16 protein-coding genes are annotated in these 24,045 nt (G+C 61.5%); 9 read left to right on the forward strand and 7 right to left on the reverse strand.

Annotated features, from left to right (window positions below; translation table 11 throughout):
* Positions 1-6: 6 nt before the first annotated feature.
* A complete protein-coding gene (locus KBB96_RS05530; RefSeq protein WP_211633254.1) occupies positions 7-1,251 on the forward strand; it encodes an L-rhamnose isomerase in 1,245 nt (414 codons plus the stop codon).
* On the opposite strand, the gene KBB96_RS05535 is transcribed toward KBB96_RS05530, so the two are convergent.
* From KBB96_RS05535 to KBB96_RS05545, 3 genes are all read right to left on the reverse strand, one after another.
* Positions 1,248-2,894, reverse strand: coding sequence for a glycoside hydrolase family 5 protein (locus KBB96_RS05535; RefSeq protein ID WP_211633257.1), 1,647 nt, complete (start codon positions 2,892-2,894; stop codon positions 1,248-1,250). The two genes, KBB96_RS05530 and KBB96_RS05535, sit on opposite strands and share 4 nt — an antisense overlap.
* A gap of 71 nt (positions 2,895-2,965) precedes the next feature.
* The gene (locus KBB96_RS05540) at positions 2,966-4,291 is read right to left on the reverse strand and encodes an alkaline phosphatase D family protein (protein ID WP_211633259.1); all 1,326 of its coding nucleotides are present in this window, start codon (positions 4,289-4,291) and stop codon (positions 2,966-2,968) included.
* 158 nt (positions 4,292-4,449) lie between these two features.
* Entirely contained in the window at positions 4,450-5,010 is a 561-nt protein-coding gene (locus KBB96_RS05545; RefSeq protein ID WP_211633260.1) for a cupin domain-containing protein, read from the reverse strand.
* A 229-nt stretch (positions 5,011-5,239) separates the two neighbouring features.
* Between KBB96_RS05545 and KBB96_RS05550 the strand changes: the two genes are divergently transcribed.
* Both KBB96_RS05550 and KBB96_RS05555 read left to right on the forward strand, forming a co-directional pair.
* Positions 5,240-6,550 carry an MFS transporter gene (locus tag KBB96_RS05550; RefSeq protein ID WP_211633262.1) on the forward strand — a complete coding sequence of 437 codons (1,311 nt, stop codon included), beginning with the start codon at positions 5,240-5,242 and terminating at the stop codon, positions 6,548-6,550.
* A 4-nt stretch (positions 6,551-6,554) separates the two neighbouring features.
* Positions 6,555-7,649 carry a zinc-binding dehydrogenase gene (locus tag KBB96_RS05555; RefSeq protein ID WP_211633265.1) on the forward strand — a complete coding sequence of 365 codons (1,095 nt, stop codon included), beginning with the start codon at positions 6,555-6,557 and terminating at the stop codon, positions 7,647-7,649.
* Between the two features lie 17 nt (positions 7,650-7,666).
* Here the strand turns inward: KBB96_RS05555 and KBB96_RS05560 are convergent, their stop codons facing one another.
* Together KBB96_RS05560 and KBB96_RS05565 are read right to left on the reverse strand one after the other, a co-directional pair.
* Complete coding sequence (locus KBB96_RS05560) at positions 7,667-8,188, reverse strand: DUF5069 domain-containing protein (RefSeq protein WP_211633267.1); 522 nt, start codon at positions 8,186-8,188, stop codon at positions 7,667-7,669.
* Positions 8,189-8,290: 102 nt separating this feature from the next.
* The gene (locus tag KBB96_RS05565; protein ID WP_226373651.1) at positions 8,291-9,301 is read right to left on the reverse strand and encodes an aldo/keto reductase; all 1,011 of its coding nucleotides are present in this window, start codon (positions 9,299-9,301) and stop codon (positions 8,291-8,293) included.
* Positions 9,302-9,654: 353 nt separating this feature from the next.
* Between KBB96_RS05565 and KBB96_RS05570 the strand changes: the two genes are divergently transcribed.
* Positions 9,655-16,458, forward strand: coding sequence for an autotransporter-associated beta strand repeat-containing protein (locus KBB96_RS05570; protein WP_211633269.1), 6,804 nt, complete (start codon positions 9,655-9,657; stop codon positions 16,456-16,458).
* 191 nt (positions 16,459-16,649) lie between these two features.
* On the opposite strand, the gene KBB96_RS05575 is transcribed toward KBB96_RS05570, so the two are convergent.
* A complete protein-coding gene (locus KBB96_RS05575) occupies positions 16,650-17,906 on the reverse strand; it encodes a M48 family metallopeptidase (protein WP_226373652.1) in 1,257 nt (418 codons plus the stop codon).
* A gap of 181 nt (positions 17,907-18,087) precedes the next feature.
* On the opposite strand from KBB96_RS05575, the gene KBB96_RS05580 reads away from it, so the two are divergent.
* On the forward strand, positions 18,088-20,118 hold the full coding sequence (locus KBB96_RS05580; protein ID WP_211633276.1) for a peptidoglycan D,D-transpeptidase FtsI family protein: 2,031 nt from the start codon (positions 18,088-18,090) through the stop codon (positions 20,116-20,118).
* Between the two features lie 12 nt (positions 20,119-20,130).
* Here KBB96_RS05580 and KBB96_RS05585 read toward each other — a convergent pair whose 3' ends face one another.
* The gene (locus KBB96_RS05585; protein ID WP_211633278.1) at positions 20,131-21,354 is read right to left on the reverse strand and encodes a glycoside hydrolase family 99 protein; all 1,224 of its coding nucleotides are present in this window, start codon (positions 21,352-21,354) and stop codon (positions 20,131-20,133) included.
* 156 nt (positions 21,355-21,510) lie between these two features.
* Here KBB96_RS05585 and KBB96_RS05590 point away from each other — a divergent pair, with 156 nt between their 5' ends.
* From KBB96_RS05590 to KBB96_RS05605, 4 genes are all read left to right on the forward strand, one after another.
* Entirely contained in the window at positions 21,511-22,377 is an 867-nt protein-coding gene (locus tag KBB96_RS05590; protein WP_211633281.1) for a hypothetical protein, read from the forward strand.
* Between the two features lie 33 nt (positions 22,378-22,410).
* On the forward strand, positions 22,411-22,962 hold the full coding sequence (locus KBB96_RS05595; RefSeq protein ID WP_211633283.1) for an RNA polymerase sigma factor: 552 nt from the start codon (positions 22,411-22,413) through the stop codon (positions 22,960-22,962).
* 4 nt (positions 22,963-22,966) lie between these two features.
* On the forward strand, positions 22,967-23,464 hold the full coding sequence (locus KBB96_RS05600) for a hypothetical protein (protein WP_211633286.1): 498 nt from the start codon (positions 22,967-22,969) through the stop codon (positions 23,462-23,464).
* Between the two features lie 145 nt (positions 23,465-23,609).
* A complete protein-coding gene (locus KBB96_RS05605; RefSeq protein ID WP_211633289.1) occupies positions 23,610-24,035 on the forward strand; it encodes a DUF6941 family protein in 426 nt (141 codons plus the stop codon).
* The last annotated feature ends 10 nt before the right edge of the window (positions 24,036-24,045 follow it).

Below are 24,045 nucleotides of genomic sequence, written 5' to 3' on the forward strand. Positions count from 1 at the left end.
TCCATCATGTCCTCCTCGCTCTATTCCATCGCCCGGGAAGCATACGCCGCGTTTGGCGTCGATACCGAAGCTTCACTCGCCGCTCTTGCCCGCATCCCGATTTCGCTGCATTGCTGGCAGGGAGATGATGTGGGTGGCTTCGAAGGCGATGGGCTTACCGGTGGCGGCATCCAGGCCACGGGCAACTATCCAGGCAAGGCACGCACGATTGACGAGCTCCGCCAGGATCTCGCCAAGGCGCTCTCGCTGATCCCCGGTTCACATCGTCTCAATCTCCACGCGTCTTATGCGGACTTCAGCGGTGGCAAGGTGGACCGCGATGCCTTGGAGGTGGCTCATTTTCAGAGCTGGATCGATTGGTGCAAGACTCACGGCCTGGGATTGGATTTCAATCCGACCTGCTTCGCCCATCCGTTGGCAAACGATGGCGCCACGCTCAGCCATCAAGACCCGGCGATCCGCGCTTTCTGGATCGAGCACGCCCGCCGCTGCCGCGTGATCGGTGCCGAGATGGGTCGCCAGCTCGAGACCTCCAGTGTGGTCAATGTCTGGATTCCGGATGGCACGAAGGATCTGCCTGCGGATCGGAAGGCTCCGCGGGAGCGCCTGCACGCGGCGCTCGATGAAGTGTTCTCCACCCGTCATGATCATCTCCTTGATGCGGTGGAACCGAAGCTTTTCGGCATTGGCTCCGAAAGCTACGTGGTGGGTTCGCACGAATTCTACCTCGGCTATGCCGTGAAAAACCAGATCCTGATGTGTCTCGATGCCGGCCATTTCCATCCCACCGAGAGCGTGGCGGACAAGATCTCATCGGTGCTGGAGTATGTGCCGGAAATCCTGCTGCACGTGAGCCGTGGCGTGCGCTGGGACAGCGACCATGTGGTGATCCTGGATGATCCGACCAAGGCGATCATGGAAGAAGTGGTGCGCGGTGGCTTCACGGCTCGCACGCACATCGGCCTCGACTTCTTCGATGCCAGCATCAATCGGGTAGCCGCATGGGTGATCGGAACGCGCAGCACCTTGAAGGCGCTGCTGATGGCCCTGCTCGAGCCTTCCGCGCAGCTCCGCGAACTGGAAGCGGCGGGCGACAATACCTCACGGCTGGCGTTGCTTGAGGAAATCAGGACGCTGCCGTTCGGAGCGGTGTGGGAGGAATTCTGCACCCGCCAGAGCACGCCGACTGGTTTCTCATGGATGGGTGAGGTGAAGCAGTATGAGTCGGATGTGACTTCCGCCAGACGCTAGCGGAAGAGTGCCGGGCGGAGGATCGGCTTGCCAGCATCGGCATCCCAATAGCCGAACCCTGCCTTCCAGTCCCACATCGTCCACGGCAGGTGCCGGTGCTCTGCAGCGATGCGGAAGTCGCGGATGTAGCGTTCGCGGCTGGCCGGATCGGCCTCTTTGAAACAACCGAATTCACCGATGTGGATGGGTCTGCCGAAATAGGTGGACCAAGCCACGGCATCATCCAGTAACAGTTCGAAGGCGGCCGCGGTGCAGGGATTGTCGCTGCCTTTCCGGGTATTGTAGGCCTCGATCCATGCCGCGAGCCCGGCATTGTCCCGGAGCGTCTCCGGAAGGCTGACCGGCACCGGCGGCGGGCCGGGGTACGATATTCCCCGTAGATCCTGGAAACCCACCCATGAAGCCCGCTGGTGGGTGAACTGGAATGGCTCGTAACTGTGGATGCTGGCGATGATGTTGTTGTCGCCATCCGGCAGAACGAGCCGGTCGAGCCCTCTCACACCGGCCCACTGCGGCGGGTCGACGAGGAGAGTGCGGGAAGGGTTGCTCTTGCGGATCGCGGTGATGGCCTGGGCGTGCGCTCTGGTGAGCATCTCGTCATCAAGCGCGCCGTTCGGTTCGTTGAGCAACTCCAGATAAAGCCGGGGCGGCCAGTCCTTGAAGTGTCTTGCGACGATCTCCCAACCGGTGGCGAACGCGGCCAGATTTTTGTCCGGTTCCTTGCAAAGGCTTTCGAAATGATGCCAGTTCAGGATGACGGTCAACTTGCGTTCGAGCGCATGCTTGAGGATTGGTTCCAGTTCGGCGAGAAAGGCGGGATCGATGCGGTCATTGCCAAAGTGATAGTGCCACGCTACGGGAACCCGGATATGATCGAAACCTTCGTCCGCGATATGGTCGATGTCCTCGATGGTGTATTTGACTCCCCAGGAGCCTGGCGGGGCTTCCCACCCGTTGCCGAGATTCACTCCGCGTTTGAGGAGAGCGCAGGCCCGGTGGGCCGGGGTGTCCCGCGGCAGGCGGGCGGGTGGCTTGAAACCGGGAACGGTGGCGGCCCGGGCATGGAGCTTCAAAGTCACGGTGACACCGGATTTGACCGGCAACTGGCAAACGAGGGGACGGCCATGCCAGGAGGCAGCGAGGCTTTTGCCACTGAGGGGTTCACCTGAAGAGAGCGGCCACTTGCCGGTGGCGGGGTAGGGACGCCAGGGAGAATCCCAGCCCGCTGGTTTGCCTCCAGTCGTGACCTCAAAGTCACCATTGGGAATGGTGGTGCCGGTGGCGGAGAGGTCATCCCAGAGGACTTCCTGCTGGCGCAGGATACCGGGCCGGGCTTCCGCCCAAGGACCGTTCAGGTCCAATTCGACGACCCCATCGTGGGCAGGGATGAAGCTGATGGAGCATTCACTCCAGCCCCACCAGCGGATGGGAAAACGGATATCGCTGAGGCGTTCGCGTTTCTCCGGGCTGTTTTCGTAGATGCCCGGACTGGCTTCGCCAATGGATACCCGAACATCCTTCAATGGCTTGCCTTCCGCAGGGGCACGTAGGAAGAGGCGCGCTTCGGCTGGCGTGTGGGGAACGAATTCCTCATCGGCCGCTGCGGTTAGGACCAGGGCAAGAGGGAGCAGCCGGCGAATCATCCGGAATCTACGCGACCGGGCGGAGGATCGATCATGAATGTCGGAGATTCGAGGTGCAACGGAGATGGAGTTTACGCCCGCAGATCCCTTGCGTTCACCTTGAATGAATGGAGCTTGTCACCGCGCATGTTGATCCACGTCGCCTCCAATGTCTTGGAATCCGCGGCGAAGGTCATGAATACATTCGGCTCCGGCTTGCTCCACACGCGGGCGGAGTGGGGGACATCCAGCGAGGGGATGATGGAGTCGTGCATTGGTGATACCACGCATTCGTGCAAGGCATAGCCCAGGCGCTCCTTGCCATAGTTGTGATGGCGGCTGACGTGGATGTCGCCCGACACCAGCACCACGCCGGAGATTTTCTCGTCCTTGATGAATGAATAGATGGCCTCGCGCTCGGAGGAATAGGTTTCCCAGTGATCCTTCTCCTTGCCGCCCTTCGGGTACCACACCATGCCGGTGCAAAGGATCTTGAAGGGGGCTGTGGAGGCCTTGAGCGTCCGCTTCAGCCATTCCCACTGCGTCTTGCCGATGCAGGTGCGTTGCGCGGGATCGGCCCATGAGGCCTCGGTCTGCGAGAACCAGCGGTCATCGATCAGCCATACCTCCACCGGGCCACGGCGGAAGCTGGTATAGATGCCCTTGCCCTCCTCACCATAGGAGGCGAGGGAATTGTACTCAAGGAACACCTGCCGGATGTTCTCCTTGCGCGGCATCAGGCCATCGGAGTCGTTCTTGCCGAAGTCGTGGTCGTCCCATGTGTTCCAGAACGGAATCCGTTTTGCCAGGAGACCCAGCGAAGGCAGATGTCCCCAGAGCATGCGGCGTGCGGCGCGGTTTTTCTGGAGATCATTCGAGTCGATATAGGGCGTGTCCCCGAGCAGGCAGAAGCCGTCCGGGCGCTGGTCGCCGACTTGTTTCCACAGATTGTCGAACGAGGTGTTCGAGACGCAGGAGCCCATCGCGAGGACCACCTTTTGTTCAGCGGTGGAAGGCTTGGCGGTGCGGGCGCGGAAATCCGCATCGGCGAAAAGCGGCTGGCCGTTTTCTCCTAGAAACTCGCCGATGAAGGAGGTGTCCGGTTTGAGATTCTCCAGGCGGAAGTGGGTGCAGAGATCATTGGCGGGATCGGCGGTAGCCTCCTGGCGCGTGACAAGTTTTCCGGTGCCATCCTTCAGTACCAGCGTCACCTTGCCCGGCTGTTTCGGCCGGACGAAGCAGCAGATCCGGCTTTCGTCGATATGGCCCAGCACCGGACCTACGGTTTCGGGCAGGGGCGCTCCCGGCTCATTGATGGCGGCTTCGGCCTGCTGTGGCAGCAAGGCGGGGAGCGAAAGCATGCCGAGCGACGTTTTGAGGAACCGGCGGCGGTTGGTGGATGCGGAGTCGTCGTTCATGGACGGGATGAAATGTTTCCGGAAAGAAACTTTATTGTTTCTTTTGAGCCCGTCAACGCCATCCATCGCGCCGCCCTTTCACGGGATTCCACGGGAGAGAGGGATGCACTCCCGGGTGAAGATCATCATGAAAATACGTAAAAATGGTCGCAATGGGCTTACATCGAGCGACCAAGAAAAACGCAGAGGATGCGGGCGTCTTTTTTTGATGAATTGAAAACCCGGTGAGGAATATCCGCGTCGAAATAGGCACTGTCACCGGTGCTCATCGCGTGAACCTCGCCATTGAATTCGAATTCCACCGAGCCCTCCAAGACGGTGAGGAATTCCTCGCCTTCATGGGGCATCGCTTCCTGGCGGCCCCCACCGGCGGGAATGGTCAGTTCGAACGGATCCATGCTGCGGTCCGGCCGGCCGTGGGCGAGCGACTGATACAGGATGTCCGACTGATCGTTGTTGCGCTCGACGACCTTGCGCTCGTGCTTGTGGATGATGCTGAGATTCGGTTTTTCATCGAGACCGTCCACGAGTTCCGAGAGCCGGATGCCCAGGGCATCGCAAAGCCGCGCCAAGGTGGGCAGGGATGGTGTGACACGGAAATTCTCGACTTTCGAGAGGAGGCCCTTGCCCAGTCCGGAAAGCTCGGAAAGGCGTTCCAATGTGAATCCGCGGCTTAGCCGGGCTGCCCGGATGCGCGATGCCAGTTCAACCAGGTTCATGCACGAGTGGCCGCTATCTCTCAATGATCCCGGAAGAACTGTCAAGGCATGGCGGGAAGCCTGCCGCATCCGTCCATGCCAGGCCGAAAGACCTGCTACCCAATGATGGGCGCCTTGGGTTTCTTTTGGGAAAATAAAATCCTTGTTAAATGGGTGTCAATTTCGACAAATTCAGCATTGTTGTTGCCGTTTGGGAAACATGAAAGCACGGTCCGCGGCAATTCATTCCATGTCCGACCCCAATCCAGCCAAAAGCGTGCCGCCGTATCCCTATGCCGTTGGGGCAACAGCGGCCGATGGAATCGTCACTCTGGATGAAGGCCTGTTCCGACGTGCCCGTTTCCGCACCTTGGTGGCGGTGATGTTCTGCTATCTGTTCTATTACACCGGTCGTCAGACTTTCGGTTTCGCCATTCCGGGGATGATGAAGGAGCTGGGGCTGGACAAGATCCAACTCGGCTGGTGCGGAGCGGCGATGCTGTGGTGCTACGCCATCGGCCAAGCCATCAACGGGCAGCTTGCGGACCGTTTCGGCGGCAAGCGGATGATGGCTCTCGGGGCGTGCTTTTCATTCCTGATGAACGTGGTCCTGAGCTTCGCCCACAGTCTACCGACCATCCTGATTCCGTGGGCGATCAATGGCCTGGCGCAGTCGATGGGCTGGGCACCCGGCAGCCGGATTCTATCGAACTGGTTTGATCGTGAGCAGCGCGGCCGTGCATTCGGCTGGTATCTTTTCGCGGCGGGTTGCTCATCGGTGCTGACCTTCGGGTTGGCCGCCGCGGTGCTGCCACTGGGATGGCGCTGGATTTTCCGCATTCCGGTGTGCCTGCTGTTGCTGGGCTCGATCGTCTTCTGGCTGGTGGCCAAGGAGCGCCCGTCCGACATCGGACACGCCGATCTGCCTGCGGAAACCGAAGGAGACGGAGAGGCCCTTTCCAATGAAGCGGAACTGACGGTTTGGGAACGCTATCGCAAGGGGCTGACCTCGCTGCCGTTCCTTTTCGGCTGTTTCTCCATCGGGTTTCAGAATCTCGCGCGTTACGGACTGCTGGTGTGGGTGCCGGTACATCTGCTTGGCGAGAACTGGGACAAGTCCTCCACCAAGTGGGTGGCGATGGCTTTGCCATTTGGCATGGCGCTCGGCGCGATGACTGCCGGCTGGATGTCGGATCGCGTGTTCAAGGGGCGGCGTTCCACCGCCATCATCCTTTTCCTCATGATCGCGGCGGTGCTGGCGGGGGTGACCAGCCAGGTGCCACGGGAATCGGTGCTCTCGATGCCGCTGTTGTTCCTGCTCGGTTTTTTCGTCTATGGTCCCCAGTCCGGTTATTGGGCGCTTTGCCCGGATCTGCTTGGCAGGCGCTTTGCCGGTACGGGCATCGGGATCATGAACTTCTTCGCCTACCTTTTCGCCGGGTTGGGGGAACCGCTGATCGGCGGGCTGATCCAGCATGCCGGATCGACTTCGATCGCGTTCACCGTGGTGGCGACAGCCTGCGCCGCGGGTTCACTTCTGATGCTTCTTGTCCGCCGTTAATCGTATGAATACCGAAAGATCGAACGGAAAGGCACTGGCCGCCGTTTTCAAAGGTCATGGGCTCCCGCTGGAGCTCCTGGAGTTTCCTGTTCCCAAGCCCGGCCCGGGGGAAATCCTGGTGGATATCAGTTGCGGCACCATCTGCGGCAGCGACGTGCATACCTGGCACGGCCGCCGCAACGAACCGACTCCCTGCGTGCTCGGACATGAGATCGTGGGCCGCATCGTTTCATTCGGGAAAGGCGCTCCGCGCACCGATCTGCGTGGTGAGGCATTGCGTGAAGGAGACCGGGTGACTTGGACGCTCGCTGCATCCTGTGGCGAGTGCTTTTTCTGTCGCAAGGGTCTGCCGCAGAAATGCGAGCATCTCTTCAAGTACGGTCACACGGCGATCGCGCCGGGTCGCGAATTCAGCGGTGGTTTTGCCGAATGCTGCATCCTCACCGCTGGCACCGGCGTGCTGCGTTTGCCGGATGAACTGGCCGACACGCTGGCCGCGCCTGCAAATTGTGCGGTTGCCACCGTGGCCGCGGCTTTCCGTCTGGCGGGATTGGTCGAGGACTCCGTGGTGGTGGTGATTGGCTGTGGCGTGCTGGGCCTCAACGCGTGCTCGATGGCGGCTGCCGCGGGTGCTTCGCAGGTGATCGGGTGTGATTTGTTTCCCGCACGTGAAGTGGCGGCGAAGGGATTTGGCGCGACCTTGTTCGCCACGCCTTCCGGGGTCCGTGATCTTGCGCGCGAGGTCACCAACGGCCGCGGTGCCGACTTCGTTTTCGAGTTCTCCGGTGCGAATCAAGCCGTGGCGACCGCGATCTCCACGCTGCGCACAGGCGGCACCGCTGTCATCGCGGGTACGACCATGCCGGATACACCGGTGGCACTCGATCCGAATGATCTGGTGCGCCGCATGCTCACTTTGAAAGGTCTGCACAACTACGCGCCATCCGATCTGGTGACGGCGGTGGACTTCCTCGCCGCGCAGGGCAAGCGCTTCGCCTACGAATCCTTCGCAGGAGGCAACTTCAGGCTGGAGGACATCAACGAGGCCTTCGCGAAGGCTTCGGACAGTGCCGGGCTGCGGGTGGCTGTTTGTCCGTAGCCCGATGATCGGGCCGGTTACTTCCCGGCCTTGAAATCGCGCACCCATCCGGCGAGCAGCGCGTCATCCTCATGTGCGGCCCACACGTGGCGGAGGAAATCGGCGGGTGGGATGTTGCCGTGGTCGCGGAGGAACTTCCGGTCGCCGCCGCAGCCGAACATGATGTCCGGATCGAGTTCGCCACGCAGTTTGGCACGGGCCTTGGCGAGAATGCGCGGGAGGTAAGGCATGCCCTCGAGCACGTCGCCGAAGGTGGGAAGCTCGTCGCGGGTGAGCACTTCATTGCTGGTGACGTGCTCCTGCATCACGATGAAGTAATCGCGGCGCACGGCTGCGACGAGCAGGGCGGTTGAGGCGCTGGGTTCGCCTTCATCACAGAAGTCTTCCACGAAATCGAAGAACTCGCGCGTCTTGTAGCCGATGCTGGCCAGAAAGGCGACATCTCCGCCATCGAAGTAGGTCGTGAAATCGGTATTGCCGCCCTTGTAAAGGGCGGTGCAGCGGTCGAAAAGCTCCAGGAAACGGTCGTTCCAAGTCATGCGCGGAAGGATGGTGGCGGGGCTGCAAAGTGCAAGCCTTGGTCCGGGCATTTCTGGAAACGAATCCGCCCTGCGGAAGGGCGGATTCGTTGAAAGGAGGCATCAACCTTCCGCTTCCTTCTTCGTTTCGCCGGGGGCGACGGCGTCGATGGCGGCGAGGATCTCGCTGTCGAGTGGCGGAGCCTCCAGGCAGGCCAGCGTGTCATCGAGCTGCTGCACCGTGCGTGCGCCGATGATGGCGGAGGTGACCGCCGGATCACGCAGCACCCACTGCATCGCGAGGTGGTGCAGCGGCATGCCGGCGGCCGCGGCCAGATCTCCGAGCGCGCGGATCTTGTCCTGCTGTGCCTCGACCTGTTCCGGACGGAGGAAACCTTCCTGACGCGCGGCCCGCGAACCTTCCGGAATGCCATCGAGATACTTTGGTGTGAGCATGCCCTGCGCGAGCGGGCTGAAGACCACGCAACCGATGCCTTCATCGAGCAACCAGTCGAGGATACCCTCGGTATCCGGCCAGCGGTTGAGGATCGAATACGGCGGCTGGTACACGAGGCAGCGGATACCCATGTCCTTGAGGATCTTCACCGCCTTCTTGAGGCGCTTCAGCGGATACTTGGAGAGGCCCGCATAGAGCGCCTTGCCGGAGTTCACGGCGGTGGCGAGCGCGGACATGGTCTCTTCCAAACGCGTCTCCGGATCGGGGCGATGCGAATAGAAGATATCCACGTAGTCGACGCGCAGGCGCTTGAGCGATTGATCGAGCGAGGAGAGCAGGTGCTTGCGAGAGCCAAAGTCTCCATACGGACCATCCCACATCAGGTGGCCTGCTTTCGTGGAGATCACGAGTTCATCGCGATGGCAGACGAAGTCCTCGATCAGGATGCGTCCGACGTTTTCTTCCGCGGAGCCCGCGGGTGGTCCGTAGTTGTTCGCGAGATCGAAGTGGGTGATGCCGCGGTCGAACGCGCGGTGCATGATCCGCCGTGCTTCCTGAAGGTCGTCCACGTGCCCGAAATTGTGCCAGAAGCCGAGCGAGACCGCCGGGAACATCAGGCCGGAATCCCCGCAGCGCCGGTAGGGCATGCGGCCATCATATCGATTCGGGTCGAACATGGCCGGAGGGTGGGGGAATAGGCCCGTGCTGCCAAGTTCCAAGCACCTGCCCGTGGCGCATTGTCACACGTCAGTCGATGAACCTGGCGCATATCGTGAGGTCTTGCGACGGCGGTTGGCGCATCCATGCAGGATACCATGCGGGACCGCCCATCCCTTGCAACTGTTAGTGCCACAAGGCATAGCGCGATCGGGGTAAACGCAGGTTCATTTCGGATAATGAATGACGCTCATTGAAAACAAAATTCACCCCGTGTCGCATTCATACACGGCTCGGGCCGTTCGATACAAGCGGGTTGTGGAGACTGACCCTATTCTCGGAACAGCATCAAAACCCCGTCGACCCCCTCCACATGAAACAAACCTTCGCCTTTCTGGTGTTCCTCACCGGTGCCTGCTCTTCCAACCTGATGGCGGCCACCGCCACTTGGACCGGTGCCTACACCGGAGTGAATTGGAATGCCGACAACGGCACTTCCTCGAACTGGACCGGCGGTGCCGGACTCTTCGGCAAACCGGCTGCCAATGACGCGCTGATTTTCTCCGGGACGACCGGCCTTGCGAACAACAACGACCTCGCCGCCGGTACGATCTTCACCTCCACGACCTTCGATGCCACGGCGGGCGCGTTCGTCATCGGTGGCAACTCCATTGTCCTCGGCGGTGATGTCACCAACAACTCGACGAATGCCCAGACCATCAATCTCCCGCTGACCTACACGGCGGTCCGCACCTTCAATGCCGCCAGCGGAGACATCACCTTGGGCGGGGTTCTCTCCGGTGGCGCGGCTTCCGGCATCACAAAGACCGGAGCCAACAAGCTGACCCTCGCCGGATCGGGCACGATCGGCAACGCAGGCGCGCCTTTCCCTCTCAACCTCCGTAACGGCACCCTGCGCCTGAATGGCGGTGCCTACACGATCACCGGTGAGGCCGCGATCGGTGACGCATCCGCCGGCAACGGAGCCGCCGGCAACAACGTGAACCTCACCATCGACCAGGGTTCGCTGGCGGTGAGCTCCTGGTTTTCCATCGCGCGCGGCAATGGCGTGGGTGCCGTCTCCTCCGACGTGGTCCTGAACAACGCCGCATCGATCACCACCGCCAACCTGGGTGGTGGCTACAATGCCGCCAGCGCCTTGAACCTGCCCAAAGGCAGCCTGACCCTGAACAATACCTCCACGTTCACGGTTTCCAACAACGGTGTGAACTTCAACTTCGGTGAGTCGGCCGGATCGAATCTGAGTGTGACTCTCAACGGCAGCTCGACCTTCACTCACAACGCCGGCACCGCCACCCGCTCCCGCTTCGGTATGACAGGCAAGGCGTCCTTCAAGGTCGCCAGCCCGACAGCCACCGCCAATTTCCATGCCGTCCAGCTCGGAACAGCGGGTGGCTCGGGCGCTCTGATCAACAAGGGGAATCTCAACCTCGCCGCTGCGGCCAACATCGGCACGGACATCCTCGCCGTCGGCCAGAGCGCGAACGGCTACGGCTACTTCTGCAATGACAACGGTGCCGCGACCAACCCGACCGTGACGGCTCAGGAAGTCGGCTTCGGCGGTGTTGCGAGCAGTGGCACCGGCACCGGGGTGGTGGACATCAAGAGCGGCACGTTCATCACGAACAGCTGGTTCGCCATGAACCGCAACCAAACGGCGAATTCTTCCAGTGATGCCCAGCTCAATATCACCGGCGGCACCCTCAAGCTCGCGAACAGCGCGACCAACAACTTCGTGAACTGGGCGGGCGGCACCGGCACGCAGACCGGCGTCATCAATGTCACCGGTTCCGGTGTGCTCGGTTCGAACGGCACAAGCACCGACCTTAGCCTCCAGAGCGCGGATTCCGCCAACAGCATCGGTATCGTGAGCATCGCATCCGGCGGCACGGTTCAGGTGAACTCGCTGAACGCGGAGAAGTACTTCGTGGCTGATGGCGTGAATGTCACGGCCGGCAGTTCCTACGTGAACTTCAACAATGGCACGCTGAGATCGAACGCTGCCTCCACCAAGCTCCTCGCAGCCACTCTCACTGGCGTTTACATCCATTCCGGCGGCGCGACCTTCGATACCAACGGCGTGAACTCCACCACCGCGAAGGGTTTGCAGGCACCGACCGGAAACGGCATCACTTCGATTGCCGTTGCCACCGCGGGTTCCGGCTACATCGGACGTCCGAATGTCAAGATCACCGGCGGCGGTGGTGTGGGTGCGACCGCCATGGCCACCTACGATGAGGCCACCGGCACGATCACCGGCATCACCATCACCAGCCCCGGAAGCGGTTACACCAGCACGCCCACCGTTACTCTGGTGGGTGGCGGTGCCGCCACTGCGGCCACCGTGGGCACGGTCAGCACGGGTGCTGTGACCAGCGGCGGTATTTCCAAGATCGGCACCGGCATCTTGTCGCTTGGTGGCACCAGCACCTACACGGGGGCCACCTCGGTGACGGGCGGCACGCTTGATATTGCCGGGACGATCGGCTCCGGCGGCGGCACGGCCATCACCAGCTCCACCGGACTCACCGAGGCGGCTACCGGCGTGATCGCTGGTGCTTCCAGTGTTTCGATCACTGGCGGGACATCCACACTCGGCGGCGTCAATACCTACACCGGCAGTACCAGCGTCGCGGCCGCAAGCAGCCTCGCACTGACCGGCACGCTTGGTTCGGGCACCGGCACGGCTGTCAGCACGGCTGGCACCTTCACCGAGTCCGCGGCGGGCGTGATCGCGGGGTCCTCCTCGCTTTCCGTGTCCGGTGGCTCCGCCTCCCTGGCGGGTGCCAACACCTACACCGGATCCACCAGCGTCACCGGGGGTACGCTGACTCTCACCGGCACCGGCAATATCAACAGCACCTCCGGGCTCACCGTCAACGGAAGCGGTGCGAAGCTGGTGCAGACCAGCAGCACGACCCTCTCCTCTCCGGTCAATCTGGGCACCGGAACGGTCGACGGAACCGGTCTGGTTGACACCATCAATGTGGGCCATGCCACCGGTGGTGTGGTTGCCAACGGCAATGGCAGCTTCTCCCCCCTTTCGGTCAACAATCTGACCTTCAATGGCACGGGTGCGATGAATGTGGCGATCAACTCCGCATCGCCGGGACTTGTCGTGGGAGCCCTCACGACGAACGCCGCCGGTCCGGTGACCCTCAATGTCAGCAATCCGATCTGGAGCAACGGCCAGACCTATGACGTGGTGTCCTACACCTCCCTTGGTGGAGCGGGTTATTCCGCATTCACCCTTGGCACGGTTTCCGGTCTTGGCGCGCGTCAGACCGCGAATATCCAGAACAGCGGCGCAAGCCTGCAGGTGGTGATCACCGGTGACAACCCCACCTGGACAGGTGCCTTGAGCAATGAATGGAGCACCGCGGTCCTCGCATCGCCGAAGAACTGGAAATCCGTCAATCTCGGAACCTCCACCGACTTCCTCGCCAATGATGCGGTCATTTTCGGGGACGCCGCGACCGGCTCCACCTCGGTGAATATTGCCGGTGGAAATGTCGTTCCCAGCAGCACGACCTTCAACAATACCAACTTCGCCTACACCATTGGCAGCACCGGCGGCTTCGGCATCGCCGGAACCGGCATCCTCATCAAAAGCGGGATCAACCAGCTCACGCTGAACTCCGCCAACACCTACTCCGGTGGCACCCAGTTCAATGACGGCCAGCTCAACATCAACAATGCCTCCGCCATCGGCACCGGCCCGTTGACCTTGACCGGCAGCTATCTGGACAACACCAGCGGCAGCCCGGTCACGCTTTCCACCAACAACGCCCAGGCGTGGAACAGCAACGCCCTCAACTTCATCGGATCGAATTCGCTGAACCTGGGCACCGGCAATGTGACCATGAGCGTTTCCCCGGTGATCACGACGGACGGCTCCGCCACTCTGACCGTCGGCGGCTCGATCAGCGGTGCCTTCGGGATCAGCAAGACCGGCGCGGGCACTCTGGCGCTGGGTGGTGCGGCCAGCACCTTTACCGGTGGTGTCACCTTCAGCTCGGGCACGCTCGCCATCAATGGTGCGGCGGCCCTCGGCACGGGTGCTTTCAATATCGATGGTGGTGCCGTGCTGGACAACACCAGCGCCGGAGCGGTGACGCTCACCACGACCAATAACGGCACTTGGAACAACGACATCACCTTCACCGGCACGCAGAGCCTGAATCTCGGCGCGGGTGCCATCACGCTCGGTGGCACCGGTGACCGCACGTTCAACGTGGTGGCGAACGCTTTCACGGTGGGCTCCTTCACCAGCACCCAGGGCCTCGTCAAGACCGGCGCGGGCACGCTCGGCCTGGGTGCAGCCGGCATCACCAATCTCGGCGGCACGCTGACCGTACAAGCTGGCAAGATTCAGACCGGTATCAACGATCTGAAAGCCACCGGTCTTGCCGGCAGTGGCACCATCGAGAACGGCAGTGGCGTGGTGCGCTGGCTGTATATTACAAATCCCGTGGACAATACCTTCACGGGTGTTCTTCAGGATGGTGCTGGTGTCGGCAAGCTGGGACTCCTGAAAGCGGGAGCCGGCAAACTGACGCTCACCGGCAATAGCTCAATGGGAGATCAGGTTACCGTCAACGGTGGTTTGTTGAACGTCACGGGAAGCCTTTCACTTTCCAAAACGGTTGTTCCCACCGCTCTTGCCGCAGGCGGTGGCATCCGGGTGGGAACAGGGGCCACCCTGGGGTCCGCAGGAGAGGTTTGGCTTTCCAACGTCGAGAATACTTACGGCTCTCTCAATATCGATGGAGGCACGGTCAATGTCGGCAGCTGGCTTGCCTTCGGACGCGGTGGTGGCAATGGGTTGCTTACCCACAATGGTGGCACGCTCAACATCTCCACCAACAACCTCACGCTGGGCTCGTTCGGCGGTGCTGCCACTGGAACGATCGATACTCTCCACGGGGTTGCGACTTTCCGGGGAAGCAGCGTGACCGATCTCTCCGCGACCGCGGCCAATCAAGGCAACATTTACGTCGGTGAGAACACCACGGGCGTGATGACGATGATGGAGTCCGCATCGGTGACCGCTCATGGTCCGAATGGCGTGATCATCGCCAAGCAGAATACCACGAATTCCGCAGGCGTGTTCAATCTGCTCGGAGGAGTTCTCACCACCACTTCGATCACTGGCGGCACCGGCACCAGCACCGCGAACTTCAATGGTGGCACGGTGAAAGCATTCGCTGATTCGGCGACCTTCATTGCCACCTTGGGCAATGCATTCGTCCGCTCCGGTGGCCTCACGGTTGATCTCAATGGCAAGACCTTGACCGCTCCCCAAGCCCTGTTGGCACCTCCGGGATCGGGTATCTCCGCGTCCGGTCTGGTGGTCAGCGGTTCGGGTTATTTCGAAGCCCCGATTGTCCAAATCACTGGCGGAGACGGCATCGGCGCGACGGCCATCGCCTCGATCGATTCGAGCGGCAATCTGACCGGCATCACCGTCACCAATCCGGGCCGCAACTACACCGTGCCACCGACCTTCACCCTCATCGGTGGTGGTGGCACCGGCTCGGTGACCGGCACTCCGGCCCTGGTGGCGAACACCAGTGGTGCGGTGACGGTGAAGGGGGCGGGCTCGCTTACCCTGGGTGGCGCAAACAGCTATACCGGTCTGACCAGCGTGGGTGACAGCGCCACCACCAATATCAGCACACTGGGCATCACCAACGATTCCGGCCTGGGCTCCACCGATGCGGGAACCATCGTGCATGGCGTGGCTCCGGGAGCTGGCACCATCGGCACCAGCCTCCTGCTCGGTACGGTCACCATCCCGGCTGGAGAAGGCATCACGCTGGATACAGGTGCGGCGGGCCAGCGCTCATCGATCCGCGTGGCCGGCACCGCCGATTCCGCGGTGATCAACGGCAACATCACCCTTGCCGGCAGCGGCCGCGCCCAGCTCTATTCCGAAGGCACCGGTGCCAGCAGCCTGGTGATCAACGGCAACATCAGCGGCACCGTCGGGGATTCCTTCGCCGTGCGCGGTGGCGCGGCCGCCACCGCCACCGGCACCATCAACGGCACGGTCAGCATTGGCACCGTGCCATTCCAGAAGACGGACGCCAGTGTCTGGACGATCAACTCCACCGGCAACAGCTGGGGTGCGACCACGATCTCCGTGGGTACGCTGAAGCTGGGTGTGAACGATGCCCTGCCGACCACCACCGGCATCACCATCGGTCAGAACGGCCAGAGCGCGATCTTCGATCTGAACGGAAAGAACCAGACCATCACCGGTCTGGCGGGTGTCGCCGGCTCCACCGCGATCTCCGTGACCAGCGCCACCGCAGCCACGCTGACGATGAACAACACTCTGGCACAGACCTTCGGCACCAATGGCGGCATCATCAGCGGTGCCATCAAGCTGGTGAAGACCGGTGCGGGCACCTTCAACCTCAGCGGCATCCATACCTACACTGGTGACACCACGGTGTCCGCGGGCAAGCTCAGCCTGACCAATGCCTACCTCGCGGATACGGCCGATGTGCGTCTCGCGACCGGAGCCACGCTTGATCTGACCTTTGCGGGTACGGATACGATCGACGAGCTCTACATCGACGGCGTGGCGCAGGCTGGTGGCACCTGGGGTGCGATCGGTTCAGGTGCGACCCATGAAACCGGGCTCATCACCGGCACCGGCAAGCTCCAGGTCACTACCGCTGGAGGCAGTGCGTTCGATACCTGGGCTTCCTCCAAGGGGTTGACTACCGGCAACAATGGCAAGGCGGATAATCCGGATGGCGATGGTCTCAACAACCTCGGTGAGTTCGCCCTCGATGGCAATCCGCTCTCAGGCGTGCGCGCTGGTAAGGTGGTGGTGAAGGTCGCTCCGGTCAGCAGCGTGAACTACCTCACCCTGACTCTTCCGGTCCGTGGCAGCGGCACGACCTTCTCCGGTTCCACCGAGAAGGTATCGGCCCTTGTCGATGGCATCATCTACCACGTGCAGGGTTCCGATGACTTGACCAACTTCACCGCCACCGTGGTGGAGGTGACAGGCACGGATGCCACCAACATCCAGAGCGACCTGCCGGTTCTGTCCAGTGGTTGGTTCTATCGCACCTTCCGCTCGCAGAATCCGGTGAGCTCGACTTCCAAGACCTTCCTCCGCGCGAAGATCACGGAATAATCCTTCGTCCTGCAGAAACCTCGGCGAACCAACGCCCCGGCTGGACCTTCCGGCCGGGGCGTTTGGTTTGAGTAGCTGGAGTCGTAAGACTTCAGGCGGTGTGGACATGCGCGGTTCCCCGCACTTCCAGTTCATTCTCGATTTCCGGAGTGGATCCACCCACTCCAAAGTCCACGACTTCGGCTACAAATTCACACCTTTTCCAGTGCCTGGAGCCGCTGGAGCAGCGGCGGATGTGAATAGTCGAGCCACACCCGAAGCGGGTGAGGGGACGGGTGTGAAAGCTGGTCGGCGGAGAGCTTCTTCAGGGCTTCTGAAAGTGGCTTTGCATCACCGGTGGAGTTTGCGGCGAAGGCATCGGCCTCGAATTCGTGGCGGCGGGACCATGCATTCGCGAGGACTCCGAGCACACGGCTCACCGGTTCGAACAACAGGGTGAACAGGAGGATGCCCACGTGCGGCGAAATTTGCGCGACACCGAAGGCATCGAACAACTGCCGGGAGAAAGCGCCGTGTGGATCGGTGGCCAGACCGAGGAGGAAGAACAACGCCGCCGATTGAAGCACGCCCACGAACAACCGCTGGCGGATGTGTCCGAGACGGAAGTGCCCGATCTCATGCGCCAGCACGCCGAGCAATTCATCCTCGCCGTGCTTCTCCATCAGTGTGTCGAACAGCGCGATTTTCTTGCGCTTGCCAAAGCCGGTGAAGAACGCGTTTGCCTTGGTGGATCGTTTCGATCCATCCATGACGAAGACGCCGGACAAGGGGAATCCGCAACGCTCGCCCAGTTCTTCGATGCGGCGCTTCAAACCGCCTTCCGGCATCGGGCTGAATTTGTTGAACAGAGGGAGAATCAACGATGGTGCCAGCCACGTGAGCAAAAGCTGGAATACCGTGAAAACCGCCCATGCCCACAGCCACGCGTGGGGCACCTGGAGGAAGATCCACAGAAGCGCCGCCGCGATCGGCACGCCCAGCACGGCGAGCATCAGCAGTCCTTTGATCTGATCTCCCCAGAAGGTTGCCTGCGTCGAGCGGTTGAAACCGAATTTTTCCTCGATGACGAAGGTATCGTACCAGGAGAATGGCAGCCCGAGCAACTGGATGCCCAGGGCGCAGCAGGCAAAGAATACGAGACCGCTTGCGACCGGGCCATCATGTGCCAGCGCGCGGCTGGTTTCATCCAGCCACTGGAATCCACCGAGCATCCAGAACGCGATCGGCAGGGCCAGCATGACGCTGGAACGGATGATTTGGAAAACCGCGTTCGTCCGCAGATAGGCCCGCGAGCGATCCAGGCTTTCCGCCGTCAGAATATCCGCAAGGGCAGGTGGAACGGTTTCCGGAAATGCCTTCAGGTTCAGCAGCGCCGCCGCGAAGTCGAGATTCCACAGGGCGAACATCGAGATCAGGATCACGACCGCCAGAATGTTCCATTCCATCATCTGGGCGCAGCATGCACCCGCTTGGCAGCCGGGCAAGTGCTGGAATTCCATCCCATGAAAGCGGGAATACGCGGGTGCGTGGTGATTTGTGTGATTCGTGGGTTAATTGTTTTATTTTGAGTGGTTTGCGTGGTTTTGAATTGGCGTTGCGGCGGATGCGGGGCGTCGCTACATTGCGGCGATGCCTTTCAGCTCCCTGTCGTCTCAACTTCGCGGACTTGCCGCCCTGTGCGTGGTCGCGACGTCATTTGCCGCGCAGGAGCCTCCGCCGGTGGCATCCAATGCACTTCCTTCGGCGGCGAAGGGCGCGAACGATGGCTCGATCAGCACCCGCAAGGATGCCCGCACGATCACCCTGCGGATTCCCGCGCCGCGCGGCCAGATCGTGGACCGTGAGGGCGAGCCGCTGGCACAGAATGTGATGGCGTATCAGGTGGCGCTTCAATTCAAGCAACTGGAAGCCGCCGACCGCGATTTCGTGGTCAACTGGGGCCGCACGCGCATCGCGCATGCGGCGGCGGTCGTGAAGAACCTCGCCATTCCCACGGATGACGAACTCTACGATCATTACCGCCACCGCCGCTGGCTGCCGCTGATCCTTTCCGAGCAGATCTCCGCCAAGGACGCGAAGGGGCTCGAATCGAAGCTCGGCTCGGACATGATCCTGCATCCGGTCTATCGCCGGTTTTATCCGGAGGAAGGGCTGGCAGCGCACGTCATCGGCTTCACCGGCAGCGTGGGCAAGCTGCCCACCGGTCCGATCAATTTCAACGAACCGCTGTGGGAGGAAGTGGAAGGCCGCTCGGGCCTTGAGAAGATCTACGACAAACAACTCGTCGGCGAGCCGGGCACGAAAAAGCTGCTGTTCGATGAAAGCGGCGAGAAGCTTTTCGATGAGCAGCCGACCCGCCCGCGCACCGGCGGCACGGTGGTGACGACGATCAATGCCCGCTGGCAGAAGCTGGCGGAGAAGGTGCTGAAATCCGGCTGCAAACGCGGTGCCTTCGTGGTGATCGATGCAGTGACCGGAGAGGTATTGGTGATGGCTTCAAAGCCCACCTTCAATCTCAACACCATCGATACCGACTACAAGGCACTGGAAGCCGATCCCTCCCGGCCGATGGTGGCGTTGTCCTACCAGGGCACCTATCCGCCCGCCTCGACCTTCAAGCCCATCGTGGCGCTGGCCGCGCTCAACAATGGCACCGTTTCGGAAGACACGGAGATCTATTGTCCCGCCGCCATCGAAATCGGCAACCATGTCTTCAACAACTGGAGCAAGGCTCCCGAAGGCTCGATCGACGTGAAGCGTGCGATCGCCCGCTCGTGCAACCCGTGGTTCTATCAGGTGGGCATCAAGGTCGGTCCCGGGAATTTCCTGAGCCTCGCCCGCCGTCTCGGTTATGGTGAAAAGACCGGCTTGCCCTTGCTCGGTGAGAACAGTGGTCTGGTGCCGAACAACGAGTGGTTCCTGCAGCATGAAAAGCGCCGCATCCTTGATGGCGACACCGCGAACCTTTCCATCGGCCAAGGCGTTCTGCTCGCCTCTCCGCTGCAAGTAGCCCAGGCCATGGCCGGAATCGCCAATGGCGGTGCGGTGCCGAAGCTCCAACTCGTCCGCCAGGTGCAGGACAGCCGCGGCCGTGTGACCGAGGCGAACCGTCCCGAACGCCGCGCCTGGCTGGGAGTCGATCCGGTGGCGGTGGAAGTGGTTCGGAAAGGCATGCGCGATGTGGTGAATGCGGGTTATGGCACCGGCAAGGCGGCACAACTCAGCTTCACCGAGATGTGTGGCAAGACCGGCACGGCCCAGTGGGGTCCGGCCTCGAAGGAGCAGCGCCTCGCGTGGTTCGCCGGGTTCTTTCCTTTCGACAACCCGCGCTACTCGTTCGCCGTCCTGTATGAGGGCCGCCCGGGTGAAACCGTGTCCGGTGGCCGCATGGCCGCGCCGATGGTGAAGGCTTTCTTCGAGCCCTTGAAGGAAGAGATCAAGGAGACCATCGCGCCGCCGCCGAAGGCCGTGCTGATCGTGGAAGATGGAGATTCACCCAAGGGGGATGGCAAGCATCAGGAAACGATACTCAAGGCGATACCCGTGGAGTCGGGGGATGGGACGGTCGTCAATCCACCCGAACCGGAAGATATGCCCGCTCCCAAGGCCGTGCCGGTGGATCCGAAGGATCTGCCCGTGGAAACGGAAGACGGCCCGTGAGGTGCCGTGGTGTTATTCCACCGGCAGGCCGTCCTCGGTTTTGACGGCCTGCCCTTTGAAGAGCTTCCCGGCCTGCCCGGCGAGCCGGAGATAGCGGTCACCCGGCACGTCCGGCTCGCTGACGAAGAGGCTCGTTCCCGTTGGTGGATCGTTGCGGACCTTGAAGATCGCCGTGCCTTCGTCCAGTTCATCGAACATGGCCACGTAGAGCGCCTTCGCTCCGGCGTCACGATATTGCATGGCTTGGAACCAGAAGAACCGGCCTCCATTTCGCGGGATCTGGTTGACCGGCACGTCCTTGCCGCGGCCTGCCATGAGATTGTGCCAGCTGAAGCCGGGAAAGGCGACGGGCAGGTAGTCGAGCTGGTGATCGCGGCACCAGACGAGATCATCCTTCGCGGTGGTGGTGATGTAGCGCGCGGCATCCTCCGGCTTGCCATAGCGGCCCACCGTCCACGGACTGACCACGTCCGCCATGGCGATGATCTCGTGCAGCGCGGGGTCGGTGATGGCATCCCGCTGGAGCGTGCGCCAGTAGGTGGGCACGCCGAGCATGACGGTGCATCCGGCGTCCTTCTTGAAGAAAGTCACCAGCGCGCGCCATTCATCGAGCATCGCCGGACGGTCGTTGAAGCCCAGGCCCCACAGGGCGACCAAGGGCTTGCTACGATGTTTCAAGTAGCCGGTATCCGAAGCATCCGCGATCTGGAATTGCTTGCGCAGGTATTGCCAATCGTCGCTCACGAGACGGGCCTCGCCGGGTTTGATGCCGCTCAGGTCGTACATCAGCACCCAGTTCCGGGATGTATCCGCGGCGGCCTTGCGGCAATGCACCAGCACGTCATCGAGTGCGCGGCGGTATTTCGGGTCCTTCGTCGTGACGGCGAAACGTTGGAGAAAAACTCCGTCGATGCCATAAGCGCGCATCCATTCGAAGTGCTTCGCGATCACGGCCGGGTTGGTGGAGGAAAACACTTCGGCCACGCTGCCGTCCGGATGGCGGAAATCGGTTTTCACGCGGGCTGTCTCCGGCAGTTCACGGACGTCCGGCCACAACTCGATGCCACAGGAACCGGGCGCGAAGGCTTTGCCGCCGTAGTGGCTCCACCCCGTGCCATAACCATCCTCCGGAGTGCGGAACCAGCCTTGGTAGCCGCACATCACTTTGCCCGTGAGATCGTCCGCTGCGGCGGAAAGCAGCAGGCAGGCGGTGGAGAGGAATATTCGCAGGATCATGGCAGGAGCGGGAAACCCCACGTCTAGTAAGGGGCAAAATATCCCGGTCTTTCCATCATCCGCGAGGGATTTGAGGCCGCTTTGATGGTGATGCTCGCTGTTTCGAAGACTTTTTTGTAACCTCCGGCCGCTTTTCCGCGGATGGCGTGTAGAACGATGAAACGGATCAAGAACATGACTTGCGTGCTGGTGGCGGCGATGGCCCCGCTGGCCATGGCGGCGGACGAACCCGCGCCGAAGCCCGTATGGGAGGTGCAAGCCCGCCTCAGCGGCGGGAAGAATCCGAAGATCGCCGGATGGTTCAAGGAGGTTTTCGGCCAGGCCAAGCTGACGGCGATCAAGACCGGCGGTGCCACGGTTCAGATCCGGGGCTTCCGAGGTGCCGAAGAGTCGAAACCAGAGTGGTCCGCTGAAATCCGGGGTCTGGAAGGAGAGCAGGAGCTCTTTGGCGAATTGGAGAAGGAAGGGGCGAAACGCGATGGGGATCGGATGATCTACAAGGCGGAGGGAGAAGAGGTGGTGTTCTGGCAGGCAGGCCCGGGAGTGGTGAAGCTGGTTTCGCCTGCGGGGATTCCATTCCGCGAGAGCGCGATGACACCTCTGCCGGAAGACACCTGGCTGGCTGGCTCGGTGGATTTCACCTTGTTGCCCAAGGAGCTTGTGGATTCATCCCTGCTGAAGATGACAAAGGGGCTCAGCTTCAGTGCTTCCAGTCCGGGTGTGGGTGCGTCTTTGAACCTCACGGTGAAACTGGCGGATGCGGACCTGGCGGATCAGTTGGCCACGTTGGCCAAGGAGCTCTATGCCGAGGTGGTCAAAAAAGAGGAGGACGAGCCGGAGGTGTCTCATCCGGCGCTGGAAATGGAAAGCCGCGATGGCGAGATCAGTTTCACGGTCAAGCTGGATGACACCCAGCTCCAGCAACTGGTCGATGAAGTGAAAGTCGGCCTGAAGGATGCCACCTCCGACGAAGGGGATGAAGAGAAAGGTGGAATTCACGTCGAGAAATCCTTCAGCTTCTGAGCAACCTCACCAAGCGACGATTCCAATCCCTCCGTGGCAGCCGATTTGGACAACGCCCTGGCCCTGCGATGGAAAGGCGGTGACGTGACCGCCTACAATGAACTGGTGCAGCGCCACATCGGCAGCCTCCGTGGATATCTCTATTCCCGCTGTGGCAGGGACGCGGATGCCAGCGATCTTTGCCAGGAAGTCTTTATCGAAGTCTGCCTGAAGATCGCCAATTTCGATCCCGCCTACTCGTTCACCGCCTGGCTCTACACCATCGCGAGGAACAAGGTGGCCGATCTGTTCCGGAAGCAAAAGCCGCTGGAATTGTTCGTGCCGGAGCAACACAGCGCCGAGGACGATTCCCATCCCGCGAGAATCCACGAGGAACGGGATGCAGCCATCCACGCATGGGAGAAGATTTTCGAAATCCTGCCCGAAGCCCAGGCCACCGCGTTGTGGCTGAGAGCCCAGGGGCAGATGAGCGTCGAACAAATTGCTTCGACGATGGATCAAACCACCGCGAATGTAAAAGTCCTGCTGTTCCGCGCCCGCCAGCGCCTCGCCCGTGACTGGGAAAACCTCATCGCCAAATCCTGATTTTATGAGCACCCCGAATTCCCATTGCGAAGAAATCCAGATGATGATCTCCGAGGCTCTCGATGAGCAGCGGAATCTGCCGGAGATCGTGGCCTCTCACCTCTGCGGATGCACGGAATGCTCGGCATTCCTCGATTTTTGGACGAAAGGTGCCGGTGCTGGTCTGGCGGCTCCCATGCCGCCCACGGATCTGCGGCTGCGGGAAAAGATCCTTTCATTGCCGCGCACCGCCCGCAATGTCCCTGCGGAAGACAAGGGCCGGTTCCACCACTATCGCGGTATCTTCTCCGCAGTGGCCGCTGCGGTTGTGTTCATGGGCACGGCGTACCTTTTGCTGGATGTCATTCCGATCAAGGAGCGGACGCGGGCAGTGGACAAGCCGGGCAATTCGCTGGCGAGCCGGGTGGCCCAACACCAGATCAGGGCATTGCGGACCGACCTCCGGAAAGGGGCGAGCGCGCTGCGTGGGCCGGTTTCCGGCATCAACCGCCTGCTGGATTGAATGACTCCTCCCGATTCCCGATTGACGGGGCGGGAAACCGCCTGAAACGGCAATTTTTCCTCTTCCCTCTAGGCCGATTTCCCGCCAGAGAAGGGACGGCTGCGGCGTACGTCGCAGTTCCCTCAGAACATCCCACTATTCGACCATGGATATCCAGATCGCCACTCTCGCCGACTTCGCCGCCGACTACAACGGCAAGCTCGTGATTTCCGGCACCTTCGACACCCTTGTGGCGCGCGCCGTACCGGTGGTTCACCCGCAGTGCTCGCTGGCCTTGCGCTTTTGCTTCACTCCGGAGGACATCGGCCGTCACAAGCTTTCGATCAACATCATCAACGAGGACGGTGAGTCCCTCGACCCGAACAACATGCCGATCGAGCCGGAATTCGAAGTCCAGCTCCCGAAGGGCACCCCGTTCCTGACCCGCAACATCATCATGAACCTGCAGGGGCTGAAGTTCGACGCCGCCGGCATCTACTCCATCGATCTCGGCATCGATGGCGAGATCCTGATGCGCGTGCCGCTCCGCATCCTCCAGGTGGACCAGGCCGGCCAGCCGGTGGTTGCCTGACAACCTGCGG

It is taken from the genome of Luteolibacter ambystomatis, from assembly GCF_018137965.1.
Taxonomy (GTDB): domain Bacteria; phylum Verrucomicrobiota; class Verrucomicrobiia; order Verrucomicrobiales; family Akkermansiaceae; genus Luteolibacter; species Luteolibacter ambystomatis.

Excerpts from the sequence above, each read along its gene's own strand:
- KBB96_RS05530 (WP_211633254.1), top strand. The coding sequence starts at position 7 with ATGTCCTCCTCGCTCTATTCCATCGCCCGGGAAGCATACGCCGCGTTT.
- KBB96_RS05575 (WP_226373652.1), bottom strand. The coding sequence starts at position 17,906 with ATGATGGAATGGAACATTCTGGCGGTCGTGATCCTGATCTCGATGTTC.
- KBB96_RS05570 (WP_211633269.1), top strand. The coding sequence starts at position 9,655 with ATGAAACAAACCTTCGCCTTTCTGGTGTTCCTCACCGGTGCCTGCTCT.
- KBB96_RS05585 (WP_211633278.1), bottom strand. The coding sequence starts at position 21,354 with ATGATCCTGCGAATATTCCTCTCCACCGCCTGCCTGCTGCTTTCCGCC.
- KBB96_RS05605 (WP_211633289.1), top strand. The coding sequence starts at position 23,610 with ATGGATATCCAGATCGCCACTCTCGCCGACTTCGCCGCCGACTACAAC.
- KBB96_RS05550 (WP_211633262.1), top strand. The coding sequence starts at position 5,240 with ATGTCCGACCCCAATCCAGCCAAAAGCGTGCCGCCGTATCCCTATGCC.
- KBB96_RS05535 (WP_211633257.1), bottom strand. The coding sequence starts at position 2,894 with ATGATTCGCCGGCTGCTCCCTCTTGCCCTGGTCCTAACCGCAGCGGCC.
- KBB96_RS05560 (WP_211633267.1), bottom strand. The coding sequence starts at position 8,188 with ATGACTTGGAACGACCGTTTCCTGGAGCTTTTCGACCGCTGCACCGCC.
- KBB96_RS05545 (WP_211633260.1), bottom strand. The coding sequence starts at position 5,010 with ATGAACCTGGTTGAACTGGCATCGCGCATCCGGGCAGCCCGGCTAAGC.
- KBB96_RS05600 (WP_211633286.1), top strand. The coding sequence starts at position 22,967 with ATGAGCACCCCGAATTCCCATTGCGAAGAAATCCAGATGATGATCTCC.
- KBB96_RS05565 (WP_226373651.1), bottom strand. The coding sequence starts at position 9,301 with ATGTTCGACCCGAATCGATATGATGGCCGCATGCCCTACCGGCGCTGC.
- KBB96_RS05555 (WP_211633265.1), top strand. The coding sequence starts at position 6,555 with ATGAATACCGAAAGATCGAACGGAAAGGCACTGGCCGCCGTTTTCAAA.
- KBB96_RS05540 (WP_211633259.1), bottom strand. The coding sequence starts at position 4,291 with ATGAACGACGACTCCGCATCCACCAACCGCCGCCGGTTCCTCAAAACG.
- KBB96_RS05580 (WP_211633276.1), top strand. The coding sequence starts at position 18,088 with ATGCCTTTCAGCTCCCTGTCGTCTCAACTTCGCGGACTTGCCGCCCTG.
- KBB96_RS05590 (WP_211633281.1), top strand. The coding sequence starts at position 21,511 with ATGAAACGGATCAAGAACATGACTTGCGTGCTGGTGGCGGCGATGGCC.